Source organism: Marinomonas sp. SBI8L (assembly GCF_001624705.1).
Lineage (GTDB): Bacteria > Pseudomonadota > Gammaproteobacteria > Pseudomonadales > Marinomonadaceae > Marinomonas.
This window is the reverse complement of the sequence record NZ_JSEO01000005.1, coordinates 336,080-357,242: the sequence shown is the minus strand read 5'-3', so window position 1 is coordinate 357,242 and position 21,163 is coordinate 336,080. Positions and strand designations below refer to the sequence as shown.

The 21,163-nt window shown below is 42.4% G+C and carries 20 protein-coding genes; 12 read left to right on the top strand and 8 right to left on the bottom strand.

Annotated elements, in window-relative coordinates; genetic code table 11:
• Positions 1-212 precede the first annotated feature (212 nt).
• The 4 genes from thiI (at position 213) to dtd (ending at position 5,954) form a co-directional block, all read left to right on the top strand.
• Positions 213-1,664, top strand: a complete 1,452-nt coding sequence (thiI, locus tag OA91_RS10040) for a tRNA uracil 4-sulfurtransferase ThiI (protein WP_063338102.1) — start codon at positions 213-215, stop codon at positions 1,662-1,664.
• A 221-nt stretch (positions 1,665-1,885) separates the two neighbouring features.
• Positions 1,886-3,448 carry a methyl-accepting chemotaxis protein gene (locus OA91_RS10035; protein WP_063338101.1) on the top strand — a complete coding sequence of 521 codons (1,563 nt, stop codon included), beginning with the start codon at positions 1,886-1,888 and terminating at the stop codon, positions 3,446-3,448.
• 134 nt (positions 3,449-3,582) lie between these two features.
• On the top strand, positions 3,583-5,394 hold the full coding sequence (typA, locus tag OA91_RS10030) for a translational GTPase TypA (protein WP_046015613.1): 1,812 nt from the start codon (positions 3,583-3,585) through the stop codon (positions 5,392-5,394).
• Between the two features lie 125 nt (positions 5,395-5,519).
• Positions 5,520-5,954 carry a D-aminoacyl-tRNA deacylase gene (dtd, locus tag OA91_RS10025; RefSeq protein WP_063338100.1) on the top strand — a complete coding sequence of 145 codons (435 nt, stop codon included), beginning with the start codon at positions 5,520-5,522 and terminating at the stop codon, positions 5,952-5,954.
• A gap of 29 nt (positions 5,955-5,983) precedes the next feature.
• Here the strand turns inward: dtd and OA91_RS10020 are convergent, their stop codons facing one another.
• Positions 5,984-6,880, bottom strand: coding sequence for a LysR family transcriptional regulator (locus OA91_RS10020; RefSeq protein WP_046015615.1), 897 nt, complete (start codon positions 6,878-6,880; stop codon positions 5,984-5,986).
• A gap of 161 nt (positions 6,881-7,041) precedes the next feature.
• Between OA91_RS10020 and OA91_RS10015 the strand changes: the two genes are divergently transcribed.
• From OA91_RS10015 to OA91_RS10005, 3 genes are read left to right on the top strand one after another with little or no spacing between them, the layout of a single operon-like run.
• On the top strand, positions 7,042-7,740 hold the full coding sequence (locus OA91_RS10015; RefSeq protein ID WP_046015616.1) for a CoA transferase subunit A: 699 nt from the start codon (positions 7,042-7,044) through the stop codon (positions 7,738-7,740).
• Positions 7,741-7,773: 33 nt separating this feature from the next.
• On the top strand, positions 7,774-8,430 hold the full coding sequence (locus tag OA91_RS10010) for a 3-oxoacid CoA-transferase subunit B (RefSeq protein ID WP_046015617.1): 657 nt from the start codon (positions 7,774-7,776) through the stop codon (positions 8,428-8,430).
• A gap of 22 nt (positions 8,431-8,452) precedes the next feature.
• Positions 8,453-9,628 carry an acetyl-CoA C-acetyltransferase gene (locus OA91_RS10005; protein ID WP_063338099.1) on the top strand — a complete coding sequence of 392 codons (1,176 nt, stop codon included), beginning with the start codon at positions 8,453-8,455 and terminating at the stop codon, positions 9,626-9,628.
• 115 nt (positions 9,629-9,743) lie between these two features.
• On the opposite strand, the gene OA91_RS10000 is transcribed toward OA91_RS10005, so the two are convergent.
• Positions 9,744-10,262, bottom strand: a complete 519-nt coding sequence (locus OA91_RS10000) for a thioesterase family protein (RefSeq protein WP_063338098.1) — start codon at positions 10,260-10,262, stop codon at positions 9,744-9,746.
• Positions 10,263-10,388: 126 nt separating this feature from the next.
• On the opposite strand from OA91_RS10000, the gene OA91_RS09995 reads away from it, so the two are divergent.
• The 5 genes from OA91_RS09995 to OA91_RS09975 all read left to right on the top strand — a co-directional run bounded on the left by OA91_RS09995 (position 10,389) and on the right by OA91_RS09975 (position 16,307).
• On the top strand, positions 10,389-11,345 hold the full coding sequence (locus OA91_RS09995) for a GlxA family transcriptional regulator (protein WP_046015620.1): 957 nt from the start codon (positions 10,389-10,391) through the stop codon (positions 11,343-11,345).
• 213 nt (positions 11,346-11,558) lie between these two features.
• Positions 11,559-12,449: a 3-keto-5-aminohexanoate cleavage protein gene (locus OA91_RS09990; protein ID WP_063338128.1), complete on the top strand. Its 891-nt coding sequence runs from the start codon at positions 11,559-11,561 to the stop codon at positions 12,447-12,449.
• A gap of 10 nt (positions 12,450-12,459) precedes the next feature.
• Positions 12,460-13,428 (top strand): 3-hydroxyacyl-CoA dehydrogenase NAD-binding domain-containing protein, encoded by a 969-nt coding sequence (locus OA91_RS09985; protein ID WP_046015621.1) that lies wholly within the window; start codon positions 12,460-12,462, stop codon positions 13,426-13,428.
• 124 nt (positions 13,429-13,552) lie between these two features.
• The gene (locus OA91_RS09980) at positions 13,553-15,232 is read left to right on the top strand and encodes a BCCT family transporter (RefSeq protein WP_046015622.1); all 1,680 of its coding nucleotides are present in this window, start codon (positions 13,553-13,555) and stop codon (positions 15,230-15,232) included.
• Between the two features lie 76 nt (positions 15,233-15,308).
• Complete coding sequence (locus OA91_RS09975; RefSeq protein ID WP_046015623.1) at positions 15,309-16,307, top strand: GlxA family transcriptional regulator; 999 nt, start codon at positions 15,309-15,311, stop codon at positions 16,305-16,307.
• Positions 16,308-16,351: 44 nt separating this feature from the next.
• Here OA91_RS09975 and OA91_RS09970 read toward each other — a convergent pair whose 3' ends face one another.
• The 6 genes from OA91_RS09970 to ubiB all read right to left on the bottom strand — a co-directional run bounded on the left by OA91_RS09970 (position 16,352) and on the right by ubiB (position 21,161).
• A complete protein-coding gene (locus OA91_RS09970; RefSeq protein ID WP_063338097.1) occupies positions 16,352-17,536 on the bottom strand; it encodes a TauD/TfdA family dioxygenase in 1,185 nt (394 codons plus the stop codon).
• A 205-nt stretch (positions 17,537-17,741) separates the two neighbouring features.
• Entirely contained in the window at positions 17,742-18,512 is a 771-nt protein-coding gene (gene tatC / locus OA91_RS09965; RefSeq protein WP_063338096.1) for a twin-arginine translocase subunit TatC, read from the bottom strand.
• 22 nt (positions 18,513-18,534) lie between these two features.
• A complete protein-coding gene (tatB, locus tag OA91_RS09960; RefSeq protein ID WP_063338095.1) occupies positions 18,535-18,927 on the bottom strand; it encodes a Sec-independent protein translocase protein TatB in 393 nt (130 codons plus the stop codon).
• Between the two features lie 3 nt (positions 18,928-18,930).
• Positions 18,931-19,140, bottom strand: coding sequence for a Sec-independent protein translocase subunit TatA (gene tatA, locus OA91_RS09955; protein ID WP_046015627.1), 210 nt, complete (start codon positions 19,138-19,140; stop codon positions 18,931-18,933).
• 28 nt (positions 19,141-19,168) lie between these two features.
• Positions 19,169-19,501 carry a phosphoribosyl-ATP diphosphatase gene (locus tag OA91_RS09950; RefSeq protein ID WP_046015628.1) on the bottom strand — a complete coding sequence of 111 codons (333 nt, stop codon included), beginning with the start codon at positions 19,499-19,501 and terminating at the stop codon, positions 19,169-19,171.
• A gap of 16 nt (positions 19,502-19,517) precedes the next feature.
• Positions 19,518-21,161: a ubiquinone biosynthesis regulatory protein kinase UbiB gene (gene ubiB / locus OA91_RS09945; protein ID WP_046015629.1), complete on the bottom strand. Its 1,644-nt coding sequence runs from the start codon at positions 21,159-21,161 to the stop codon at positions 19,518-19,520.
• Positions 21,162-21,163 lie beyond the last annotated feature (2 nt).

Sequence of the window (21,163 nt, the reverse complement as noted above, 5' to 3'; positions counted from 1 at the left end):
ATAATTAATGTCTTATTTTACAATGTGTTATGACGATTATTTTTTATTCTCGCCGTAATGCGAAAAATAAGTATAGAACACATCTCTCTTTATGCTCTTATTTGGTGCGCAATTTATTTTGTGTGTCACTTATTGGTGCGAATAAATAGTTTTCTGCTTTTCCGACTTTTCTTTATAATGTGTTCACATTATTTATTCAGTCGTAAGCAGCCATGAAATTCATTGTTAAGTTCTTTTCAGAAATCACTATTAAAAGTCGCCCTGTCCGTAAAACCTTCGTTAAACAGCTAAGGCAGAATATTCGTCAAGTGTTAACAGAGCATGACGAAAATGTTGTTGTAACAGGAAACTGGGACTTTATTGAGGTGTTATCTGAAAAAGATGAGCTGCGAGATGAATTTACCCATAGATTAGCGAATATTGCGGGTATTGCTCACTTTCAATATGTACGTGAATTCGAATTCACAACCTTAGAAGCTATCGTTGACGAAGCCATCGTCTCTTATGGAGATGTGTTAGAAAATGCCGTGTTTGCAGTCCGTGTAAAGCGTGTCGGTCAGCATGATTTTACATCAGTAGATGCCGAGCGCCAAATTGGCGGAACCTTAAAAGCACGCTGTAATGCGTTAGCAGTAAGGTTGAAGAACCCAGAAGTACTTGTACCTATTGATATTAGAGACAACCGAGTTTGGATTATTGAACAACGTATAGATGGCTTAGGGGGCTATCCTATTGGTTCCCATGACCCTGTTTTATCTCTTATTTCAGGTGGTTATGACTCTACCGTATCAACTTACATGACCATGAGTCGTGGCCTGAAAACCCATTTTTGTTTTTTCAACCTAGGTGGCGATGCCCACGAAATAGGTGTGAAGCAGGTTTCTTGGTATCTGTGGGAAAAGTACGGTTCTAATATTGGGGTTAAGTTCGTCACTATTCCATTTGAAGAGGTTGTTGGTGAAATTCTAACGAAAGTCGATAATTCGCAGATGGGCGTTATTCTAAAGCGCATGATGTTAAGAGCGGCTGGTAAGGTAATGGAAGATCTTGGTGCAAAGGCGTTAGTCACTGGTGAATGTGTTGCACAAGTATCGAGCCAAACCTTGGTCAACCTAAAAGTGATTGATGATGTGACAGATGAGCTAGTGATTCGTCCACTTATTACAACGAATAAACAAGAGATTATCGATCAGGCGACCAAAATTGGTACCGCTGCTTTCGCTGCTAGTATTCCTGAATATTGTGGTGTGATTTCTGTTAAGCCAACGACTCGCGCTAAGCTCCCTAAAATAGAGCATGAAGAAAGTAAGTTTGATTTTGCTGTATTAAATGCTGCCGTTGAAAATGCAAAATCAGTGTCTATTCGTACCGTAATGGAAGATGTAGATAAGCAATATCAAGGTGAAGTGCCGATTGTACGAGTACCTGTCTCAGATGAAGTTATTATTGATATTCGCCACCCGGATGAGATCGAGAAAAAGCCGCTTAAAGTGAGTGGTCGACCTGTGATCGAAATTCCGTTTTTTGCGTTAGAAAGCAAATGGTCAGAATTAGATAAAGAGACAACACACCTGCTTTACTGTGGTAAAGGAGTTATGAGTAAAATACATGCAGCTTCATTACTCGGAAAAGGTCATGAAAAGGTCGGTGTATATCTGCCTTAAGTAAAGAAAAGTCGCAACTTTACACTTAAAAAGCCAAAACTTGATCTAATCATCTTGTTTTGGCTTTTTTTATGTTTTTATAAAAAATGCTTGTTACGCAATATTACACAAAGGACAAAAAGTAACCAATAGCCCCCAAGTGAGTTTGATGCTGATCAAATAATGAGGCTTTTTAATGCCTTAATATTTTTCTCTCTGATCTATCTCACAAGGAAGGCAAAATGAGTTCTCATAATGAACAACTGCTTGCATCGGATGCAAACATACTTTCAACCACAGATCTAAAAAGCAAAATTCAGTACGTGAATCCCGATTTTGAAAAAATCAGTGGTTATAGTATGGATGAGCTAGTGGGTGAGAAGCATAATATTATTCGCCATCCTGATATGCCTGCTGCTGCTTTCTCTGACATGTGGCAGCACCTATTAGAGCAAAAGTCTTGGATGGGGGTAGTGAAGAATCGTTGTAAAAACGGTGACTACTACTGGGTAGATGCCTATGCTAGCCCTGTTATTAAAGAGGGTGAAGTACTTGAATATCAATCTGTTAGGCGACGCCCTAATGATGAGGTAAAAGCCAGAGCTGAAAATCTTTATCAAGCGCTTAATCAAGGCAAAAAGCCTAGCTATGCTAAGTTTCCTCGCTTTTCACTTTTTTCTAAAATACTGGCAGCCAACAGCTTTATCCTCTGCCTTTTGTTTTTATTGCTGCAAAACCAAACTTCAAGCTTTATCAGTCTAATCGAATTTATCTCATTACTGGCGCTATCAAGCCTAGTGACAGTCTGGCTATTTAAACCAATTCAAACCTCCCTTAAAAAAGCGGCAAAAATATCAGATTCAGATTTAGCCAAATACATTTATACCGGACGCGTAGACGAAGCTGGGCAGATAGAGTTAGCACTAACCCGTTTAAAAGGTGAAACGGCCGCCGTAGTTGGGCGTATTAGTAATTTCTCTAAAATTATACGACGTAAGCAGCAAGATCTTCAGGATTGTATTGCCGATAATCAAATGGGGCTAATGAGCCTTTCTAGTGATTTTAGCCATATAGAAAGTGCCATGAGCGATATGTCTGGCGCTATTAGTGATGTGGCCCATAACTCTACTCAAGCGGCGAGTATTGCGGGGCAAGCGGCTATGGATATGCAAGCCAGCTTAGCGGCAGTGAATGAAAGTGAGCAAGTAGTTGGTGGCATGATAGCGAAAGTTAAAGACGCTACCAATATAATGGATGACCTAGAGTCGCAAAGCTCGGCCATTAGTTCTGTGGTCGAAGTGATTCGAGATGTAGCAGAGCAAACTAACTTGCTTGCCTTAAATGCGGCTATTGAAGCGGCTCGTGCTGGGGAGCGTGGCCGAGGTTTTGCTGTGGTGGCCGATGAAGTACGTGCTTTAGCCACGCGCACCCATGATTCAACCAATGAAATCGTAAAAGCGATTGATAGTTTGCAGTTAAGCGCTGAAGCGGCCTCAAGGCAAATGCGTGATACTTTAGAGAGTGCCCATCAATGTGATACCCAGACACAGAATGCGGTTAACTCGATTGGTGCAGTGCAACAAGGTATAGAGGGAATCCATAGTCATGCGGATCAAATTGCACAAGTGATGGAAGAGCAGAATGCAGCGGCAAAAACCATTAATGGTTATATGTCTCAAGTGAGCCAAACAACCAACGAAATTGCCTCACGCAGCAAGCAAGATTTGAACACTTGCAACGAAATGCAAACTTTAGCGCAAAAAATGGATGCCTTAGCAGGACAATTTTGGGTGAATCTGACCTAGATCATCTTGTTTTGTACGATGTTTTTCAGAAACAGCAGAATAAAGTGATTTATTTGAGTGTTTTTTTAACAAATTGCTAGCAAGATCGCCTATAATGCGCGCAACTTTTTATCAGCTAGCCGAGAAACACTACTGTGATCGAGAATTTAAGAAACATCGCCATTATAGCCCACGTTGACCATGGTAAAACTACCTTGGTTGATAAACTTTTGAGCCAATCAGGTACCCTCGATCGCAAGGACGAAGGCGCTGAGCGTATCATGGACTCAAACGACCAAGAGAAAGAGCGTGGTATTACCATTTTGGCTAAAAACACAGCCATCAAATGGAATGACTACCGCATCAACATCGTAGACACACCTGGACACGCCGACTTCGGTGGTGAAGTAGAACGTGTACTATCTATGGTTGACTGCGTATGTCTATTGGTTGATGCCGTTGATGGTCCTATGCCTCAAACTCGCTTTGTAACTTCTAAAGCATTCGAACAGGGCCTACGTCCAATTGTTGTAATCAACAAGATTGACCGTCCTGGTGCTCGTCCTGACTATGTAATGGATCAAGTTTTTGACCTTTTCGATAGCCTAGGTGCAACAGAAGAGCAATTAGACTTTCCTGTTATCTACGCATCTGCAATCAATGGTATTGCTGGTGAAGATCCAGACGAAATGGCTGAAGACATGACGCCACTTTACCAAATGATCGTAGATAGCGTACCAGCACCTAAAGTTGACCCTGAAGGTGACTTCCAAATGCAGATTTCTGCATTGGATTATGACAGCTATGTCGGTGTAATCGGTGTAGGCCGTATCACACGTGGTAAGCTTTCTCCTAACCAACAAGTTGTTATTAAATCAGCTGATGGTTCTGAGCGTAAAGGTAAAGTACTAAACGTGAAAGGCTACATGGGTCTTGATCGCATCGATACTGAACTAGCGACTGCGGGTGACATCGTATGTATCAATGGTATCGACAAGCTAAGTATCTCTGATACCTTGTGTGAGCCAACAAATGTTGAAGCACTTCCTGCTCTAAGCGTAGATGAGCCAACCGTTAGCATGAACTTCATCGTTAACGATTCTCCATTCGCTGGTAAAGAAGGTAAGTTCGTTACGACTCGTAACATCAAAGACCGTCTAGACCAAGAGCTTATCCACAACGTTGCATTGCGCGTAGAACAAGGTGACACACCGGATAAATTCATCGTTTCTGGTCGTGGTGAGCTTCACTTATCTGTATTGATCGAAACAATGCGTCGTGAAGGCTTCGAAATGGGTGTATCTCGTCCAGAAGTTGTAACGAAAGAAATCGACGGCGTAATGTCTGAACCTTTTGAACAAGTGGTTATCGATGTTGAAGATCAACATCAAGGTGCCATCATGGAAGAGCTAGGTTTGCGTAAAGCAGAGCTAACTAACATGGAACCAGATGGTAAAGGCCGTACACGTCTTGAATTCATGATGCCTTCTCGTGGTTTGATTGGTTTCCGTGGTTTGTTCCTAACCCTTACTTCTGGTTCAGGTATCATGACCAGCGTATTTGACCACTATGGTCCAGTTAAAGTAGGTGAAGTACAAAGTCGTAAGAATGGTGTACTAGTTAGTATGCTTGCAGGTAAAACAGCTGCTTACTCACTATTTAACCTACAAAGCCGTGGTCGTATGTTCCTAGGTCATGCGGTTGAAGTATACGAAGGTCAAATTATCGGTATTCACTCACGTGACAACGATCTAGCGGTTAACCCTGTTAAAGGTAAGCAGCTAACTAACGTACGTGCATCTGGTACTGATGAAGCTCTAACGCTTACTCCACCAATTCGTCACACACTTGAGCAAGCGCTTGAGTTCATCGAAGATGACGAACTAGTCGAAGTAACACCGGACAGCATCCGTGTACGTAAGAAACTATTGACTGAAAACGAACGTAAACGTGCGGGTCGTAAGTAAGTTAGACAATCTAAGTAATTAGAATGTCATCAAAAAAGCGCCTTCGGGCGCTTTTTTTGTGGGCTTGATTTATTAATGGATAAATGAACAATCATTTCATTAGCGATAAAAAATTAAGGGTTCAAATGAAACTACTGATACAAAGAGCAAAACAAGCCAGTGTGACTGTGGCAGGTGAAGTGATTGGCGCCATAGACCATGGGCAAATGGTGTTGGTGGGCATCGAAAAAGCCGATACAGAAGCAGACCTTCAACGTTTAGCGGATAAGCTTTTGAAATACCGCATGTTTAGCGATGAAGCAGGCAAAATGAACCTTAACGTTAAACAGGTTGAAGGTGGCGTGCTCTTGGTGTCTCAGTTCACCTTGGCTGCTGAAACTAAAAAGGGTCTAAGACCTGGGTTTTCAACAGCTGCTGTGCCTGCTGAAGCAGAGCGTTTGTTTAATGTGTTTGTCGATATGGTGCGCAAGCAACACGACAAGGTGGCAACAGGTGAGTTTGGCGCAGACATGCAAGTGGCATTAATCAATGATGGCCCAGTTACTTTTATGCTGGACTAAGAGTCTTATGTTGGATGAAGGTGCTTAACTTAATTCAGATTTTGGTCCGCCAAGGTTTCAATTAAGGTCTCGACCATGGCCTCTGCTGCAATGGATAGAGGTGTTTTGGCTCTGGTGATTATGCCAACATTTCTGGCGATAATGGGGGCTTTAATGGGTAAGCATATTGCACCTTGTTCCCTCATTTGACGCTCGCATAAGGCGGGCACTACTGCGACGCCTAAACCTTCTGCGACCATGCGACCTACGGTGGCAAGTTGGTGGGCATCAAAGGTGACCTGTAAATCAATTGATTCCTTAAACAGGGCTTCTTCAATCATACTTCTCACGCTCGAAGGCCTTTGTAGCGTGATAAAGTCGTAATCTAATAGTTGTGACCAAGTGAGTTCTTTGATGTCTTTTAAAGGGCTGTTGCTTGGAACGACAGCAATGAATCTATCATTAAACAGGGTTTGAAAATTCAAATCTTGCGTATTGTCTGGGGCAAAGGAAATACCAATTTCTATTTGTCCTGAGCGAACCAACTCCACCACTGTGTCTGCGAGTACGTCATGAACCTCGACCTTTATATTCGCGTGTTTTTGTCTATATTTGAGCAAGCCTTGTGGTAACAAGGAGGCTGCAAAAGATGGCATGGCAGCTAAGGCGATTTTCCCCATATTTAAGGTAAACCTTTGATGTAGCTCATGTTCCGCATCCGCCCAAGAGGCTAATAACGACTTTGCAATTGGCATAAGTGCCTCACCTTCTGGGGTGAGGTGAGTGGTTCTCGTGGTGCGGGTAAAGAGCCTGCCACCAAGGGAGTCTTCTAAGTTCTTAATGGATAAACTGACCGCAGGTTGAGACATATGTACCAAGGCTGCAGCTTCGGCAAAACTTTTGGTTCTTGCCACAGCAAGGAAGACTTTGAGTTGTTTCGGATTCATGTCAGTTATCCAGTCTTAATGATGCGAATGAAAGAGCTATCTATAAATAGAAAGATTAATAAGTAAAAAGTATTAATAGATAAAAATTATAAACTTAATTAATGAGTGAAGATGGTACAGACTAATATCAAATAAAGCATGTATTAATTTGAGGTGAACACATGGCTGGTTTTAATAAGGTAGTAGACACCTACGAGGAAGCCCTTGCAGGTCTAGAAGATGGAATGACAGTGTTAGCAGGCGGTTTTGGCCTGTGTGGTATTCCTGAAAATTTGATTAGTGAAATTAAGCGTAAGCAAACCAAAAACTTAACTGTGGTTTCTAATAACTGTGGTGTGGATGGTTTTGGTCTTGGCATCTTGTTAGAAGATATGCAGATCAAAAAAATGGTGTCTTCTTATGTGGGTGAAAACGCCTTATTTGAAAAGCAGCTATTAGAAGGTGACTTGGAAGTCGAGTTAACACCTCAAGGTACCTTGGCTGAAAAAATGCGTGCTGGCGGTGCAGGTATTCCGGCATTTTATACGGCAACAGGCGTGGGTACTCCCGTTGCAGAAGGTAAAGATACCCGTGAATTTAATGGTCGTGAATACCTGTTAGAAGAGTCTATTACAGGTGATTTTGCCATAGTAAAAGGCTGGAAAGCAGATAGATATGGCAATGTTGTTTATCGCCATACCGCGCAAAACTTTAATCCACTTGCGGCAACGGCAGGCAAGATTACCGTGGTTGAAGTAGAAGAATTAGTTGAAACAGGTTCTCTTGATCCTGCTCATATTCACACTCCTGGTATTTATGTGGATAGAGTGATTGTAGGTACCTTTGAAAAACGTATTGAAAAGCGAACTGTGTCTGAATAAGGCGTTTGATTTCTAAATTATATAGGTGATTTTATGACTCTTTCCCGTGATCAAATGGCCATTCGAGTGGCACGTGAACTACAAGATGGTTATTACGTAAACCTAGGTATTGGTATTCCAACTTTAGTGGCTAACTTCGTACCAGAAGGCATGGAGGTTATGTTGCAATCAGAAAATGGTTTACTTGGTATGGGCGCCTTCCCAACGGAAGAAGAACTAGACGCTGACATGATTAATGCGGGAAAACAAACCGTAACCGCTGTGTCTGGTAGTTCTATTTTCTCGTCGGCCGAATCCTTCGCTATGATTCGCGGTGGCCATGTGGATCTCACCGTATTAGGTGCTTTTGAAGTCGATGTGAGCGGTAACATTGCATCTTGGATGATTCCTAAGAAGTTAATCAAAGGCATGGGTGGCGCGATGGATTTGGTAGCAGGTGCTGACAATATTATTGTCACCATGACTCATGCATCAAAAAATGGCGACTCTAAGTTATTAGATGCCTGTACCTTACCTCTAACGGGTAAAGGTTGTATTAAAAAAGTACTGACAGATTTGGCTTGGCTTGAAATCGAAGATGGCGCTTTTATCTTAAAAGAACGTGCACCAGGTGTGTCGGTTGAAGAGATTCAAGCGAAAACCCAAGGCCGTTTGATCGTGCCTGATCATGTTCCAGAAATGACGTTTTAATTAAGAGACAGGTAGTTAAGTTATGCAAATTGTAATTGTAGCAGCAGGGCGTTCGCCAATTGGCGCGTTTAATGGCAGCTTATCATCTTTGTCTGCGGTTGAGCTGGGTAAGCAGGTATTAGCGGGTTTGCTGGAAAAGCAGCCAGTATTAACGAATCAAATTGATGAAGTCATTTTAGGCCAAGTACTAGCAGCAGGCTGTGGTCAAAACCCTGCGCGTCAAACAGCGCTTAATGCCGGACTGCCTGAGTCTGTATCTGCATTAACCATTAATAAGGTATGTGGCTCTGGCTTAAAAGCAGTACAAATGGCGGCTCAAGCTATCTTAGCGGGCGATGCCCAAATGGTTGTGGCTGGCGGTCAAGAAAGCATGAGTCAAGCGGCACATGTTTTACCTAATAGTCGTAATGGCCAAAAAATGGGTAATTGGGCATTAAAAGATACCATGATAAGTGATGGTCTATGGGATGCCTTTAATGACTTCCATATGGGGATTACCGCTGAAAACATTGCACAAAAATGGGATGTTAGCCGTGAAGATCAGGATGCGTTTGCGCTGGCTTCACAACAAAAAGCACAAGTGGCCATGGAAGCAGGTCAATTTGAGCAAGAAATCATCCCTATTCGGGTTCCGCAACGTCGTAAGGATGACCTGATTGTCGATACCGACGAACAGCCAAGACATGGTACTGAGTTAGCCTCACTTGCCAAGCTTCGTCCAGCTTTTAATAAAGAAGGAACAGTGACAGCGGGTAACGCATCGACCATTAATGATGGTGCGGCTATGGTGGTTGTCACTACCAAAGAGAAAGCAGACGAACTAGGTTTACCTGTGCTTGCTACTCTGGATGGTTTTGCGAGCTCAGGCTGTGCGCCAGAAATCATGGGGACAGGGCCAATTCATGCTAGCCGTAAGTGTTTGGATAAACTGGGTTGGGATATCGCCAGCCTTGATCTAGTCGAAGCCAATGAAGCGTTCGCGGTACAAGCGATGACAGTGAATAAAGAGCTTGGCTTTGATACCGCTAAAGTGAATGTGAATGGTGGAGCCATTGCGCTTGGTCACCCCATTGGTGCATCCGGCTGTCGTATCTTAGTGAGCTTGATTCATGAGATGCAAAAACGTGACGCTAAACGAGGCCTTGCGACCTTGTGTATTGGCGGTGGTATGGGAATCGCAGCAGCGCTTTCTAACTAATCGTTTTTTTTGCTCTCTTGTAGCGCTCATCAATAAAAAGGGTGTCCATTGGACACCCTTTTTATTTTGTCTGAGAAAGTAGCTCTCTAAAAAGTAACGGCTTTAAAAGCTAGCGTTAAAATTTAGGGCGCCTAATCGCAATGGCTTTACCTGCATTTATAGGTGTGTCTAATAGGTTGTGGGCGGCCTGTATTTCATCAACAAATGCTTGTGTCTGTGTTAAGAAAGGTGCGGCTCTATGTGCTTGCATATCCATATGTAACAACAAGGTTTCCATTGTGGCTAATTCATCATGGGTTTGTCCGTGGTACATGGTCATGAAGAGTCTTAGTTTTTTATTATCACTTTCTAATAATTGCCCTTGGATAATGATGGGCTCAGCTTCAGCGACCTCTTTTAGGTAAGTCACCATACTTTGTAGGGTGTAAATAGAAACACAGTGTTCTTCTCTAAAGGTTTTATCCAGACCAATATGCAACATAAAGGCGTCAATAGCCTGACTAAAAGCGACCACATAATAGGCATCATTCATGTGTCCGTTGTAATCTATCCATTCAGGTAAAACTGGGCTTTCGAATAAGTTAATCATATCAGGCTCGTTTGGCTGTTCAGCCAGTGCAGTTTGGTTTGGCATTTTTTCTCCTAGTTCAGTAAGTAGTGTGGCTGGCTCCTATGCTAGGCATAAAAAAACTATGCTATTGATTAAAGTCGCATATAAATTGATTATTATCGACAACTTAATCGGGAGAGGAGATGAAACTTGTTTGGTGATCCATCAAGAACGAAAGTACAAAAGATTCACTTTTTGTTACTACCAGGCTTCTCTCTGTTTGGCTTAACCTCCATGTTAGACCCTTTACGCCATGCAAATCGTACTCAAGGAGAAGACCTGTATGAGTGGCAACTTATCTCAGAAAGCGGTGGTTTAATCTCAAGCAGTGATAGCATTGAGATAATGACTCATACCCAGATTCAAGCCATAGATAAGTGTGAAACTTTGATTATCTGTTCAGGCAGTGATCCTGATTTGGTAACGACACCAGCCCTATTAGGTTTTATTCGACAGCAAAGCCATTATGGTGCCGATATTGGTTGTCAGGATACAGGTGCTTATATTGCGGCTGCGGCGGGCATTTTAGATGGCTATCGAGTCACTATGCATTGGGAAAACCATGAAACAACTCAGGAGGCTTTCCCTAAGGTAACCTTAGTGCAGGAGTTGTTGGTTATAGATAGAAAGCGTTTTTCTTGTCCTGGTGCCTTAGCGGGTTTAGATATGATGCTGTATCTGATTAGAGCCCAGCATGGACAAGAGCTAGCCACCTTAGTGGCTGATGAGCTTGTTTATACCCACCAAAGAGAGCATAGCGAACCTCAGCGACGTTCCTTGCAACTTCGTCTAGATAGCCGCAATCCAAATTTGCTCGAAGCAGTGCAATTAATGGAACAAAATATTGAAGAGCCTCTGTTGATAGCAGAGCTAGCTGAGCATATTGGTATTTCAGATAGAGAGCTTGAACGTTTATTTAAACGACATCTAGAACAAACCCCAAAAGCATTTTACCGTCAGCTTAGGCTAGAGAAAGCCCGCTGGATGTTACAACAAACTAAAGACAGCGTAACCTCGGTGGCGACTGCTTGTGGCTTTGTTTCTCTTTCTCATTTTACCCGCTGTTATCAAGAGCAATTCTCCAAACTTCCTAGCCGAGAAAGGTAGCTCTAAAGCAAAATATCCATCTCAATATGTCGTAAACAGATAGGTGTATCTATTTACGACATCCCTTCTTTTTTGTGGTTTTTAGGTTATTAATCATCGATTTTAGACAAAATCATCCTTTTTTAAGGTGTAACTTTGATGTCACTTGATGATGAGAGCGAGACATACCGACTTGTCTCTCGTTTTTATTTAACCCATGAAAGAGTCCTTATGATGAATCAAGATGTCATTATTACTTGCGCTATTAATGGTGCTGGGGATACAGCAGATAAAAACCCGAATGTGCCCGTTACCCCAGAGCAAATTGCTAATTCAGCGATAGAAGCTTGGAATGCAGGTGCGGCCATTGCCCATATTCATGTTCGAGACCCAGAAACAAAGCAAGGCTCTAGACGAGTCGACCTTTACGCTGAAGTATGTGAGCGTCTTCGAGCATCTAACTGTGACATTGTCATTAACCTAACCGCTGGTATGGGTGGCGACCTTTATATTGGACCCGAAGAAAACCCAACCGCATTTTGCCCAGAAACAGATCTGGTCGGTGGACTCGAGCGTCTTGTTCATATTGAAGAGCTCAAACCTGAAATCTGTACCCTAGATTGCGGTTCATTAAATTTCGGTGATAACAATCTTGTCTATGTGTCGACACCCGACATGCTTCGCCTCGGCGCTGCTCGTATTAAAGAGCTCGGTGTGACGGTTGAATTAGAAATCTTTGATACCGGTAATCTTTGGTTTTCTCTGCAAATGATGAAAGAAGGTTTGCTTGATGACAATGCTATGTTCCAGCTGTGTCAGGGGATACCTTGGGGAGCACCACCGGACTTTACTTTATTGAAAGGTATGGTGGATATGCTGCCTGATCACAGCCAATGGACAGCGTTTGCCTTGGGCCGTAACCAATTACCTTGGGCTGCTCAGTCTGCCTTGTTAGGTGGTCATGTCCGTGTTGGCTTGGAAGACAACTTGTATTTAGGTAAAGGTGTATTGGCAACAAATGGTCAATTGGTAGAGCGCTCAGTCAATCTTATCGAGAGTATGGGAGCACGTATTTTAAGCCCAACTCAAGCCCGTGAAAAATTACGCCTACGTGGCACTCAATAGGAGATAGATTATGGCGCGTCCTAATCCGGATCAGGTATCAAAAGTTGGGGTAATAGGTACAGGTGTTATTGGTGGCGCTTGGGCTTTGCATTACCTTCGCATGGGAATGGAAGTTGTTGCGTACGACCCTGGCCCTAATTCAAAAGAAAAATTGTTGACCATGGTCGACAACATTTGGCCCACGATTGAAAAGTTAGGCTTAAGAGAAGGGGCAAGCAAAGATAAATTACGTTTTGTTGACTCTCTTGATGCTTTGGCTAATCAGGTTGAGGTTATCCAAGAAAGTACGCCAGAGCGACTAGATGCTAAACGTAGTTTGTTTGCGGACCTTGATCGTATTGTTCCTGCTGATGTCGTGATTATTTCCAGTACGTCAGGATTTGCCATGACAGACATGGCAAATGAGCTTGAGGCTCAGCCTGATAGATTTGTCGTTGGTCATCCTTTTAACCCGCCTTATCTAGTGCCTTTTTGTGAGGTTTGTGGCGGTGAAAGAACCAGTCAAGAAGTGGTTGACTGGACTGCGGCTTTTTATGAAGCAACAGAAAAACAAGTCGCCAAAATGGATAAAGAATTGCCGGGCTTTATTGGTAACCGTCTACAAGAAGCTTTATGGCGTGAAGCCTTGCATATGGTGGCTAACAAAGAATGTTCGGTTGAAGACATTGATAAGGCGATCGCCTATGGGCCGGGTTTACGTTGGGCCATTATGGGGCATTGTTTAACCTTCCATTTAGGTGGTGGGCAAGGCGGTATGGCACATCTATTGGATCACTTTGAAGATGCATTAGAAGAGCCTTGGACGCGTCTTAAAGCGCCGAAACTGACACAAGAATTGAAAGATGACATGGTGGCTGGGTGTTTGACACAAGCCAATGGCGCGTCCATCGATGAACTTGTGCAAGAGCGTGATGATTGCCTGATTCGTATTATGCAGACACTAGACGAATATCGAGCGGAGAAAGGCATTAAACGCTAAGCGTTTGATATGTGTGAGTTCAGGATGACTGGTCTGGCATGGATGCCAAAGAGGTGAAAATGAAGTTGTAAAAGTAACAAAGAAAGCTCTCTTAATAAAAACTATAGAAATGGAGAATACGCTTATGTCGTCTACCCCTCAAGAAGGCTTTGAAGCATCAGAGTCTAGGGTATTTAAAGCTGAAAAACTGGCCCAAACAGGGCTATTTAAAGGTATGCATAAAGGCATGACGATTAGTTCGTCACTCTTAGTGCTCTTGTTCGTATTATTTACTGGATCGAATACAGAATTAGCTGGGGAGCTATTTGGCAGTATTCGTACCTGGATCGAAGTGACCTTTGGTTGGTATTACATGGTCACCATTGTTTTCCTAATCGCTGTTTGTGCCTTTATCGTCTTTAGTCGATTCGGTAGCGTGCGTTTAGGTGACGATGATAGCCGACCTGATTTTAGCAATTTCGCTTGGTTCTCTATGCTATTTTCTGCCGGTATTGGCATAGGCATCTTATTCTTTGGGGTTGCTGAACCGATTTTCTATCTGGATAACAGTGGTGCGTTTGGTTACCCAAATAACCCTTATGCCGATATGGCAGGTGCGGGAGCAATTGGTTATGAAAGGGCGGTAGATGCTCTGAGAGTGACATTTTTCCACTGGGGTTTTCATGGCTGGGCTGTTTACGTCATCGTTGGTATGTCGTTAGCTTACTTTGCTTATCGTAAAAAGCTTCCTCTGGCGCTACGTTCTGCACTTTACCCTTTTATTGGTGATCGTATTTATGGGCCTATAGGGCATATTGTTGATATCTTCGGTGTGCTAGGTTGTGTGTTTGGTGTGGCTACTTCACTGGGGTTAGGTGTCAGTCAGATGTCGGTTGGGCTTGAAAGGCTCATTGGCGTTGATTCTGGTGTACCGACACAACTTGTTTTGATTGTTTTGATTACCATAGTTTCTGTGTTGTCTGCGCTGTCTGGGGTTGGACGCGGTATTAGAATTATCTCTCAGTGGAATATTATTGTCTCCATTCTCGTCGTTGCTTTCTTTTTATTCGGCGGACCAACAAGTTGGTTATTAGCTATTTTTGGTGCTTCGTTAGGAGATTATCTCGCAAACTTTGTTCAAATGGGGCTCTGGTTCCCAGAAGAAGATGGCCCTGCAAAATGGCAAAACGGCTGGACAGTTTTTTACTGGGGCTGGTGGTTAGCTTGGGCACCTTTTGTTGGCTTATTTATCGCGCGGATTTCTCGCGGACGTACCCTAAGAGAGTTTGTGATTGGTGTCTTGCTAGTACCTACTATCATTATCTTTGTATGGCTAGGTATCTTTGGTGGCACTGCACTTTTCCAAGAATTAACCAGCAGTGCTGGAGTGGGTAACGCCGGAATTATTGAGCTTGTTAAAGCTTGGAACTTGCCTGCTGCTTTATTTGCGAGTGCTGACGGTATCTTTGGCGAAGGTGTTATTGGCTGGATAGTATCTGCCATGATGGTATTCCTACTAATGAGCTGGTTTGTGACATCGTCAGATTCAGGTACCTTGGTATTAACGACTATCCTATCCTTAGGGAATGAAGAGCCACCAAAAGTTTTCCGTATCTTTTGGGGTGTTGTTATCGGATTAGTTGCAGCAGCCTTGTTAGTTGCTGGCGGTTTAAGTGCTTTGCAAACTGCAAATATTGCAGCCGCGCTGCCGTTAAGCTTGATTATTATTGTGATGACGCTAGGTGTCCTTAAATCTCTCTTTAGCGAAGTGAGTGGTCTGGGTAAAACTGGAGGCGATAGCGAAACGCAATTAGTAAAAGATTAACAACCTTTAGCTTGTTGGCTAAAACTTTAAGATACGGCTGTAAAATCAAGGTCGTATCTTTTTTTTAGGAGTTTTGATGCAAACCTCGCCATACCCAAAAACGCAAAAGCCTTTAATTGCAGATGATGATGGGGTTTTTACCTTATCTTTTTTGCTTTTACCTGAATACGCTATGGCGTCGCTGCTTTCTGCTATCGAACCTTTGCGCATAGCTAACCGTTTAGCGGGTAAAACGTTATTTAGGTGGCAGTGTTTTAGTGAAGAAGGGGAAGCGGTTTTTGCCAGTAATGGTTTAGCTTTGCAAGAATCTAAATCAATAAAGAGCGCTGAGAAACCGAGAAACCTCTTTGTGAATGCGAGCTTTCATCCTGAAAAACACACTTCAGACAAATCTATTAAATGGCTACGTGAACTGCATCGTCTCGGGTTCATGATAGGTGCCCTAGATACCGGGTGTTATTTGTTAGCTAAGGCAAAGTTATTAGAGGGCTATCAAATTACGTTGCACTGGGAAGCTAAACCAGCTTTTCAAGAACGTTATCCCGAACTTGAAATTAGTGACGAACTCTTTGAAATTCAGGATAAGCGCATCACCTGTGCAGGTGGTACTGCTGCAACCGATATGATGCTGTATTTAATAGAAGCCTATTTTGAACCAGAGCTGGCGATTCTAGTGTGCGAGCAACTCATTAAAAGTGAGGCTCGAAATCCAGCCGATCATCAAAGGGTTAGCCAAGGTGAAAAACTCAACTTACATCATCCTAAAATTTTAAAAGCCTTGGAGTTAATGGCATCCAATATTGAAACCCCGCTAACCACATCGGATCTAGCTGACTGTTTGTCTATTTCAGTTAGGCAGCTCGAAAGATTGTTCTTACAGTATTTAGCATCAACGCCTTCAGCTTATTATGTGCAATTGAGAGTGGAGCACGCACGCTACCTCTTGTCTGATTCTGGTCTTAGTATCTCAGATATTGCGCTTGCCTGTGGTTTTAGCTCAACCGCGCATTTTAGCCGTCGTTATCGAGCGCTTTATGGTACAACGGCCAGCCAATATCGCTCAGGCATAGAATAGCGGCCTATTTTTATGACCGCTAAACCTCTATTTTGTTTGAACCCTTAGAGCGCATCCCTTTCAAGTACTCTTATGCGAGATAAGAGCTCGTCTCTATCGACATAACAACCTTGTAGGTGTCTTGATCCTGTTTTCAGGTCGAACGTATTACGGGCGTGTAAGACTCTACGATTATCAAAGACGATGAGGTCGCCGCTATTCAGGCGATGGAAGAACTGAAACCTTTCTTCTCGAGTGAGTCGTATAAAGCAACGGTAGGCTTTATATAGGGCTATGGTCTGATGTCCTGGTACATCAATTGGCCCTCTTAGGAAGTTAGCAAGGCGAACTTCAATAACCTGTTTTTTTTCATCAAGCACTATCGCTGTGCCTCGAAAGCGATAGTCACTGTGTTTGTCTTTATTATAAAAGGCCATGGGGATACTGGATAAGCTTTCAAACTCTTCTGGGTAATGTTCGCGCATATGCTCGGCTATCTTAAAACCATCTACCAAAATTGATTCGCCACCTGCTGCATCGTTGACTAGGCAGTGTAAAAACTGCAACCCAGGTTGTAACTCTCGGGTCGGTAAATCTGTATGCAAAGGTAAGCGTAAATCGGTATAAGCGGTACTATTGGCATCGGCTTTTGCCTGAACATTAAAAATAGTGCCAAAGTTAGTTTCTCGAATAAAAGAGATGCGGTTTGCCACCTTAATCAGAGTGTTTGGCTCTCTTTCTACGCTCTTAATAAGCGCTATTCCATAGTCCCTTAAATCTTTTAGCCAAGTTAAAAGGTGTTGGTCGCTTTGCATGATATTGACGCAAGTATTGGTGGGTAACTCTTGATGTATTGTTTCTTTATCCCACACTTTTGCATGCCACTGTTTAGCCTTTAAGGCGCTGTCACTATAACAATGACTGAATAACCAGCCGGGGTGATACTGGCTAATATGATCAGCATGATCCCACTTGATTACTAGTCTATTATCATCGGATAAGTAGGCTTCTTGAGGTTTTATTGTTTCTGGCACATCACAAATTTCAAATACCTGCTCCCTTGTGAGTGTGGCAATACATTCAGAACAATGACAGTTATCTCTTAACCAAAGGTAGTGGTATTCGCTCTCATGGCCGTTATCCCATGTGATTAAAAGCGATTCGTTTCCTAGTTGAACAGTTAGCGGAATTTGCTTTATAGGGTAAGGGGTAAATGATGCAATTTCTGTATGGGCGTCGGCTAATGTCATGGTACTTTCCTAGTTAATGTTTCAATGAGAGAGGTAACTCTTTGAATCATCTTATAACGAGGATTAACGATTTTTGTGGTACCGAGTCGACATCATATTGCACCAATCCGACAAATTTATGAGGGTGTTTTTCTCGCCAATCATAAGTTTTAGCCATAAAAAAAGAGAAGCTAGGCTTCTCTTTTTAATTTGCTTGTAAGAGTCTTTATTCTGTCTGAGTGGATTCTTCACCAGGCTTTTCTTCTTCGACTTTGACGGTTCGTCCTGCTAATAAACCAACTTCAAATAACATCCACATAGGGATAGCTAACAGGGTTTGAGAAAAGATATCAGGTGGGGTGATCAACATTCCCATAACAAAGCAGCCAAGAATAATATAAGGGCGCTTTTTAGATAAGGATGCAACGCTTGTGACACCCGCTTTGATCAAAAGATAAGTCGCAATAGGGATCTCAAAAGTAACACCAAAAGCAAAAAATAGTTTTAAAACAAAATTAAGGTAACTATTTATGTCTGTCATGACGGTTACTTCACTTGGGCCGACCGAAGTAAAGAAACCAAATACAAGTGGCAATACCACGTAATAGGCAAAAGCTACGCCGCCATAGAAAAGAAGAACACTCGAAACGAGTAAAGGAATCGCGAGCTTCTTTTCATTTTTGTATAGGGCTGGGGCAATAAAAGCCCAAGCTTGGTATAAAGTAAAAGGAATGGAGATTAAAACGGCAACAAAAAAAGTTAGCTTTAACGGCGCTAAAAAGGGAGAAGCTACTTCTGTTGCAATTAACGAACTCCCTTCTGGCAATAACGCCCTAAGTGGTTCTGAAATTGCTAGGTATAGTTCGTTAGCTATGGCATAAAGCGCCAGAAAACAAATCAAAATAGCCAAAACAGATTTGAGTAAGCGGTTTCTTAATTCGATAAGGTGAGAAACTAGCGGCGCTTGGCTCTGATTATTTTGTGTTTCACTGCTCATATTAACATCTTAAATCTAGGGATTAACCAGTAACAGATTTGTTATCCGCTTCATTGGGTTGGGCTGAGGTTTGCGTTTGCTCAGATGCTTCAGCAGAGGTTTCTTTAGACACGTCTGGTTCATCTTTGGTCATAGCACTTTCAGGCAAGGGAGTGATGGTGTTTTGAATCACATCTGGCGAGTTGGACGCCGGGTTTTCTTGCATGATGCGTTGGTTATTTAAATCCAATTTACGCTGCAGCTCTTCTTGGTCTAGTTGTGCATTGATCTCACGTTGAACCGAGTTGATACTTCGTCGTATTTTACGAACCCATAATCCAGCTGTTTTTGCGGCGTGAGGTAGGCGTTCTGGTCCTAAGATCAGAAGGCCTACAATAAACACGACGATTAACTCAGAGAAGCCAATATCGAACACGGATTATGCGCTCTTGTCGTCTTTTTTAGATTCGCCATCAATTGCTTTTGCTTGGGCGTTCTTATCATCTTCGTCTTTGTTAACGGCTTCTTTAAAGCCTTTAACAGCACCGCCTAAATCACCACCTAGGTTTTTAAGCTTCTTAGTGCCAAAAATTAAAATAAGAATGGCCAAAACGATTAATAGTTGCCAAATGCTGATTCCACCAAGCATAGTTTTTCTCCTAAATTAGGTTATCTGGTTATTTAGTACGGTTGGCTTTTTCTTCCAAACCGGACAAGTTAAAACGACGGGCCAGTTCATTTAAAACATCTTCTGGACCTAAATCTAGGTGAGAAAGCATGATTAAAGAGTGAAACCATAAGTCAGCTGTTTCATAGATAAGTTCAGACTTATCGCCAGATGCTGATGCATCTTTTGCCGCTATAATAGCTTCAACAGATTCTTCGCCGACCTTTTCCAATATCTTATTTAACCCTTTTGCGTGCAGGCTAGCAACATATGATGAATCTGGGCTAGCTGTTTTACGCTCTTCAATTGTTTGTGCGAGCTGGGCTAATACTTCTTCTTTCATTGTAAAATCTCTTGTACTACTTCTTTAATACTAACAGGTATATACCAATAGCGAATAGGGCCAAGCTAGTTAAATCAGCATTTGCAATACGGGTGAGGCTAATCTCATCTGCATTTAACCAAGCTGTTACTAAGCTAATAACACCTAATATTTTAAAAGGTAACATCCGATTGTTACGTTTTAGCTCTTGTTCTAATTTAATAATTGCTTGAGTGTTTTGTTGATGTCTCACATCTTGATGACTTATCTGCTCGAGTGCTGAATAAACGAGATTTGGGATCTTAGGTAAATGTCCTGCCCACTCTGGTGCTTGTACTTTTATCTCTTCAAAGACTCTTTGTGGACCAATTTGTCCTTTTAACCAACGCTCTAAGAAGGGTTGTGCGGTTTCCCATAGATCTAAATCTGGATAAAGCTGACGACCTAGGCCTTCAATATTGAGTAGGGTTTTTTCTAATAATACAAGCTGAGGTTGGACTTCCATATTAAAGCGACGAGCTGTTTGGAATAAACCAATAATGACTTGGCCAAAAGAAATGTCTTTTAGCGGTTTTGCAAACATAGGCTCGCAAACACTACGAATAGCTGATTCAAATGCGTGCACCGGTGTGCCTTTTGGAACCCAGCCACTTTCAACATGGAGTTCGGCAACCAGTCGATAATCGCGTTTGAAAAAGGCAAGCAAGTTACGCGCAAGATAGCTTTTATCCTCATAGGAAAGGCTACCCATGATGGCGCAATCAATACCTATGTATTTTGGTGATTTAGGGTTAGTAATATCGACAAAAATATTACCTGGGTGCATGTCTGCATGGAAAAAACTGTGGTCGAAGACTTGAGTGAAAAAGATCTCTACGCCACGAACAGCTAAGCACTTCATGTCTACATCTGCTTGTTTTAACTCATCGATGTTAGCGACAGGGATACCAGAAATTTTCTCTGCTACCATGACGTTTTGGCGAGTGTAATCCCAGTAGATATTAGGAACATAGAGTAGGTCTGAGTCTTCGAAATTGCGCCTTAGTTGGGCTGTATTAGCGGCTTCTTTAGTCAGGTCTAACTCATCAAGAATGGTATGTTCGTAGTCTTCAATAACTTCAACTGGTCTTAAGCGACGACCATCATCGTTGATGTTTCTAACTAGTTTCGCGATGGCATAAAGTAGACCTATATCTTTACGAATTGTCTTCTCTATTTTTGGTCGAATAACTTTAACAACAACTTCTTCACCGCTGGTTAAGGTCGCACAATGAACTTGTGCAATAGAGGCTGAGGCAAGAGGCTCTATGGTAAAGTCTTGAAAAACATCTTCAACACTTGCACCTAGGGCTTTTTCAATAAGGCTACGCGCTTCTTCTTTATTAAATGGCGGGACTTTATCTTGTAATTTAGCCAATTCATTGGCGATATCATCATCAAGTAAATCACGGCGTGTTGATAAAATCTGTCCAAATTTGACAAAAATAGGCCCAAGAGAGATTAAAGCCATGCGTAATCTCTCGCCTCTTGTATAGCGCTTACTGGGTTTAAGTAAGCGACTAACCAGGCCAACCGAGTACTTTAGGTACCAAGGGAGTTTGTCGTAAGGTAAAAAAGCATCTAGACGAAAGCGTATAATTACGGCCAGTATCCGTAGCGCTCGTGATAAATTTTGAAACATTT

What these genes read in the sequence shown, in the direction of transcription:
- thiI (WP_063338102.1), top strand. Translation starts at nt 213, where the DNA reads ATGAAATTCATTGTTAAGTTCTTTTCAGAAATCACTATTAAAAGTCGC.
- OA91_RS10035 (WP_063338101.1), top strand. Translation starts at nt 1,886, where the DNA reads ATGAGTTCTCATAATGAACAACTGCTTGCATCGGATGCAAACATACTT.
- dtd (WP_063338100.1), top strand. Translation starts at nt 5,520, where the DNA reads ATGAAACTACTGATACAAAGAGCAAAACAAGCCAGTGTGACTGTGGCA.
- OA91_RS10020 (WP_046015615.1), bottom strand. Translation starts at nt 6,880, where the DNA reads ATGAATCCGAAACAACTCAAAGTCTTCCTTGCTGTGGCAAGAACCAAA.
- OA91_RS10015 (WP_046015616.1), top strand. Translation starts at nt 7,042, where the DNA reads ATGGCTGGTTTTAATAAGGTAGTAGACACCTACGAGGAAGCCCTTGCA.
- OA91_RS10010 (WP_046015617.1), top strand. Translation starts at nt 7,774, where the DNA reads ATGACTCTTTCCCGTGATCAAATGGCCATTCGAGTGGCACGTGAACTA.
- OA91_RS10005 (WP_063338099.1), top strand. Translation starts at nt 8,453, where the DNA reads ATGCAAATTGTAATTGTAGCAGCAGGGCGTTCGCCAATTGGCGCGTTT.
- OA91_RS10000 (WP_063338098.1), bottom strand. Translation starts at nt 10,262, where the DNA reads ATGCCAAACCAAACTGCACTGGCTGAACAGCCAAACGAGCCTGATATG.
- OA91_RS09990 (WP_063338128.1), top strand. Translation starts at nt 11,559, where the DNA reads ATGAATCAAGATGTCATTATTACTTGCGCTATTAATGGTGCTGGGGAT.
- OA91_RS09985 (WP_046015621.1), top strand. Translation starts at nt 12,460, where the DNA reads ATGGCGCGTCCTAATCCGGATCAGGTATCAAAAGTTGGGGTAATAGGT.
- OA91_RS09980 (WP_046015622.1), top strand. Translation starts at nt 13,553, where the DNA reads ATGTCGTCTACCCCTCAAGAAGGCTTTGAAGCATCAGAGTCTAGGGTA.
- OA91_RS09975 (WP_046015623.1), top strand. Translation starts at nt 15,309, where the DNA reads ATGCAAACCTCGCCATACCCAAAAACGCAAAAGCCTTTAATTGCAGAT.
- OA91_RS09970 (WP_063338097.1), bottom strand. Translation starts at nt 17,536, where the DNA reads ATGACATTAGCCGACGCCCATACAGAAATTGCATCATTTACCCCTTAC.
- tatC (WP_063338096.1), bottom strand. Translation starts at nt 18,512, where the DNA reads ATGAGCAGTGAAACACAAAATAATCAGAGCCAAGCGCCGCTAGTTTCT.
- tatA (WP_046015627.1), bottom strand. Translation starts at nt 19,140, where the DNA reads ATGCTTGGTGGAATCAGCATTTGGCAACTATTAATCGTTTTGGCCATT.
- OA91_RS09950 (WP_046015628.1), bottom strand. Translation starts at nt 19,501, where the DNA reads ATGAAAGAAGAAGTATTAGCCCAGCTCGCACAAACAATTGAAGAGCGT.
- ubiB (WP_046015629.1), bottom strand. Translation starts at nt 21,161, where the DNA reads ATGTTTCAAAATTTATCACGAGCGCTACGGATACTGGCCGTAATTATA.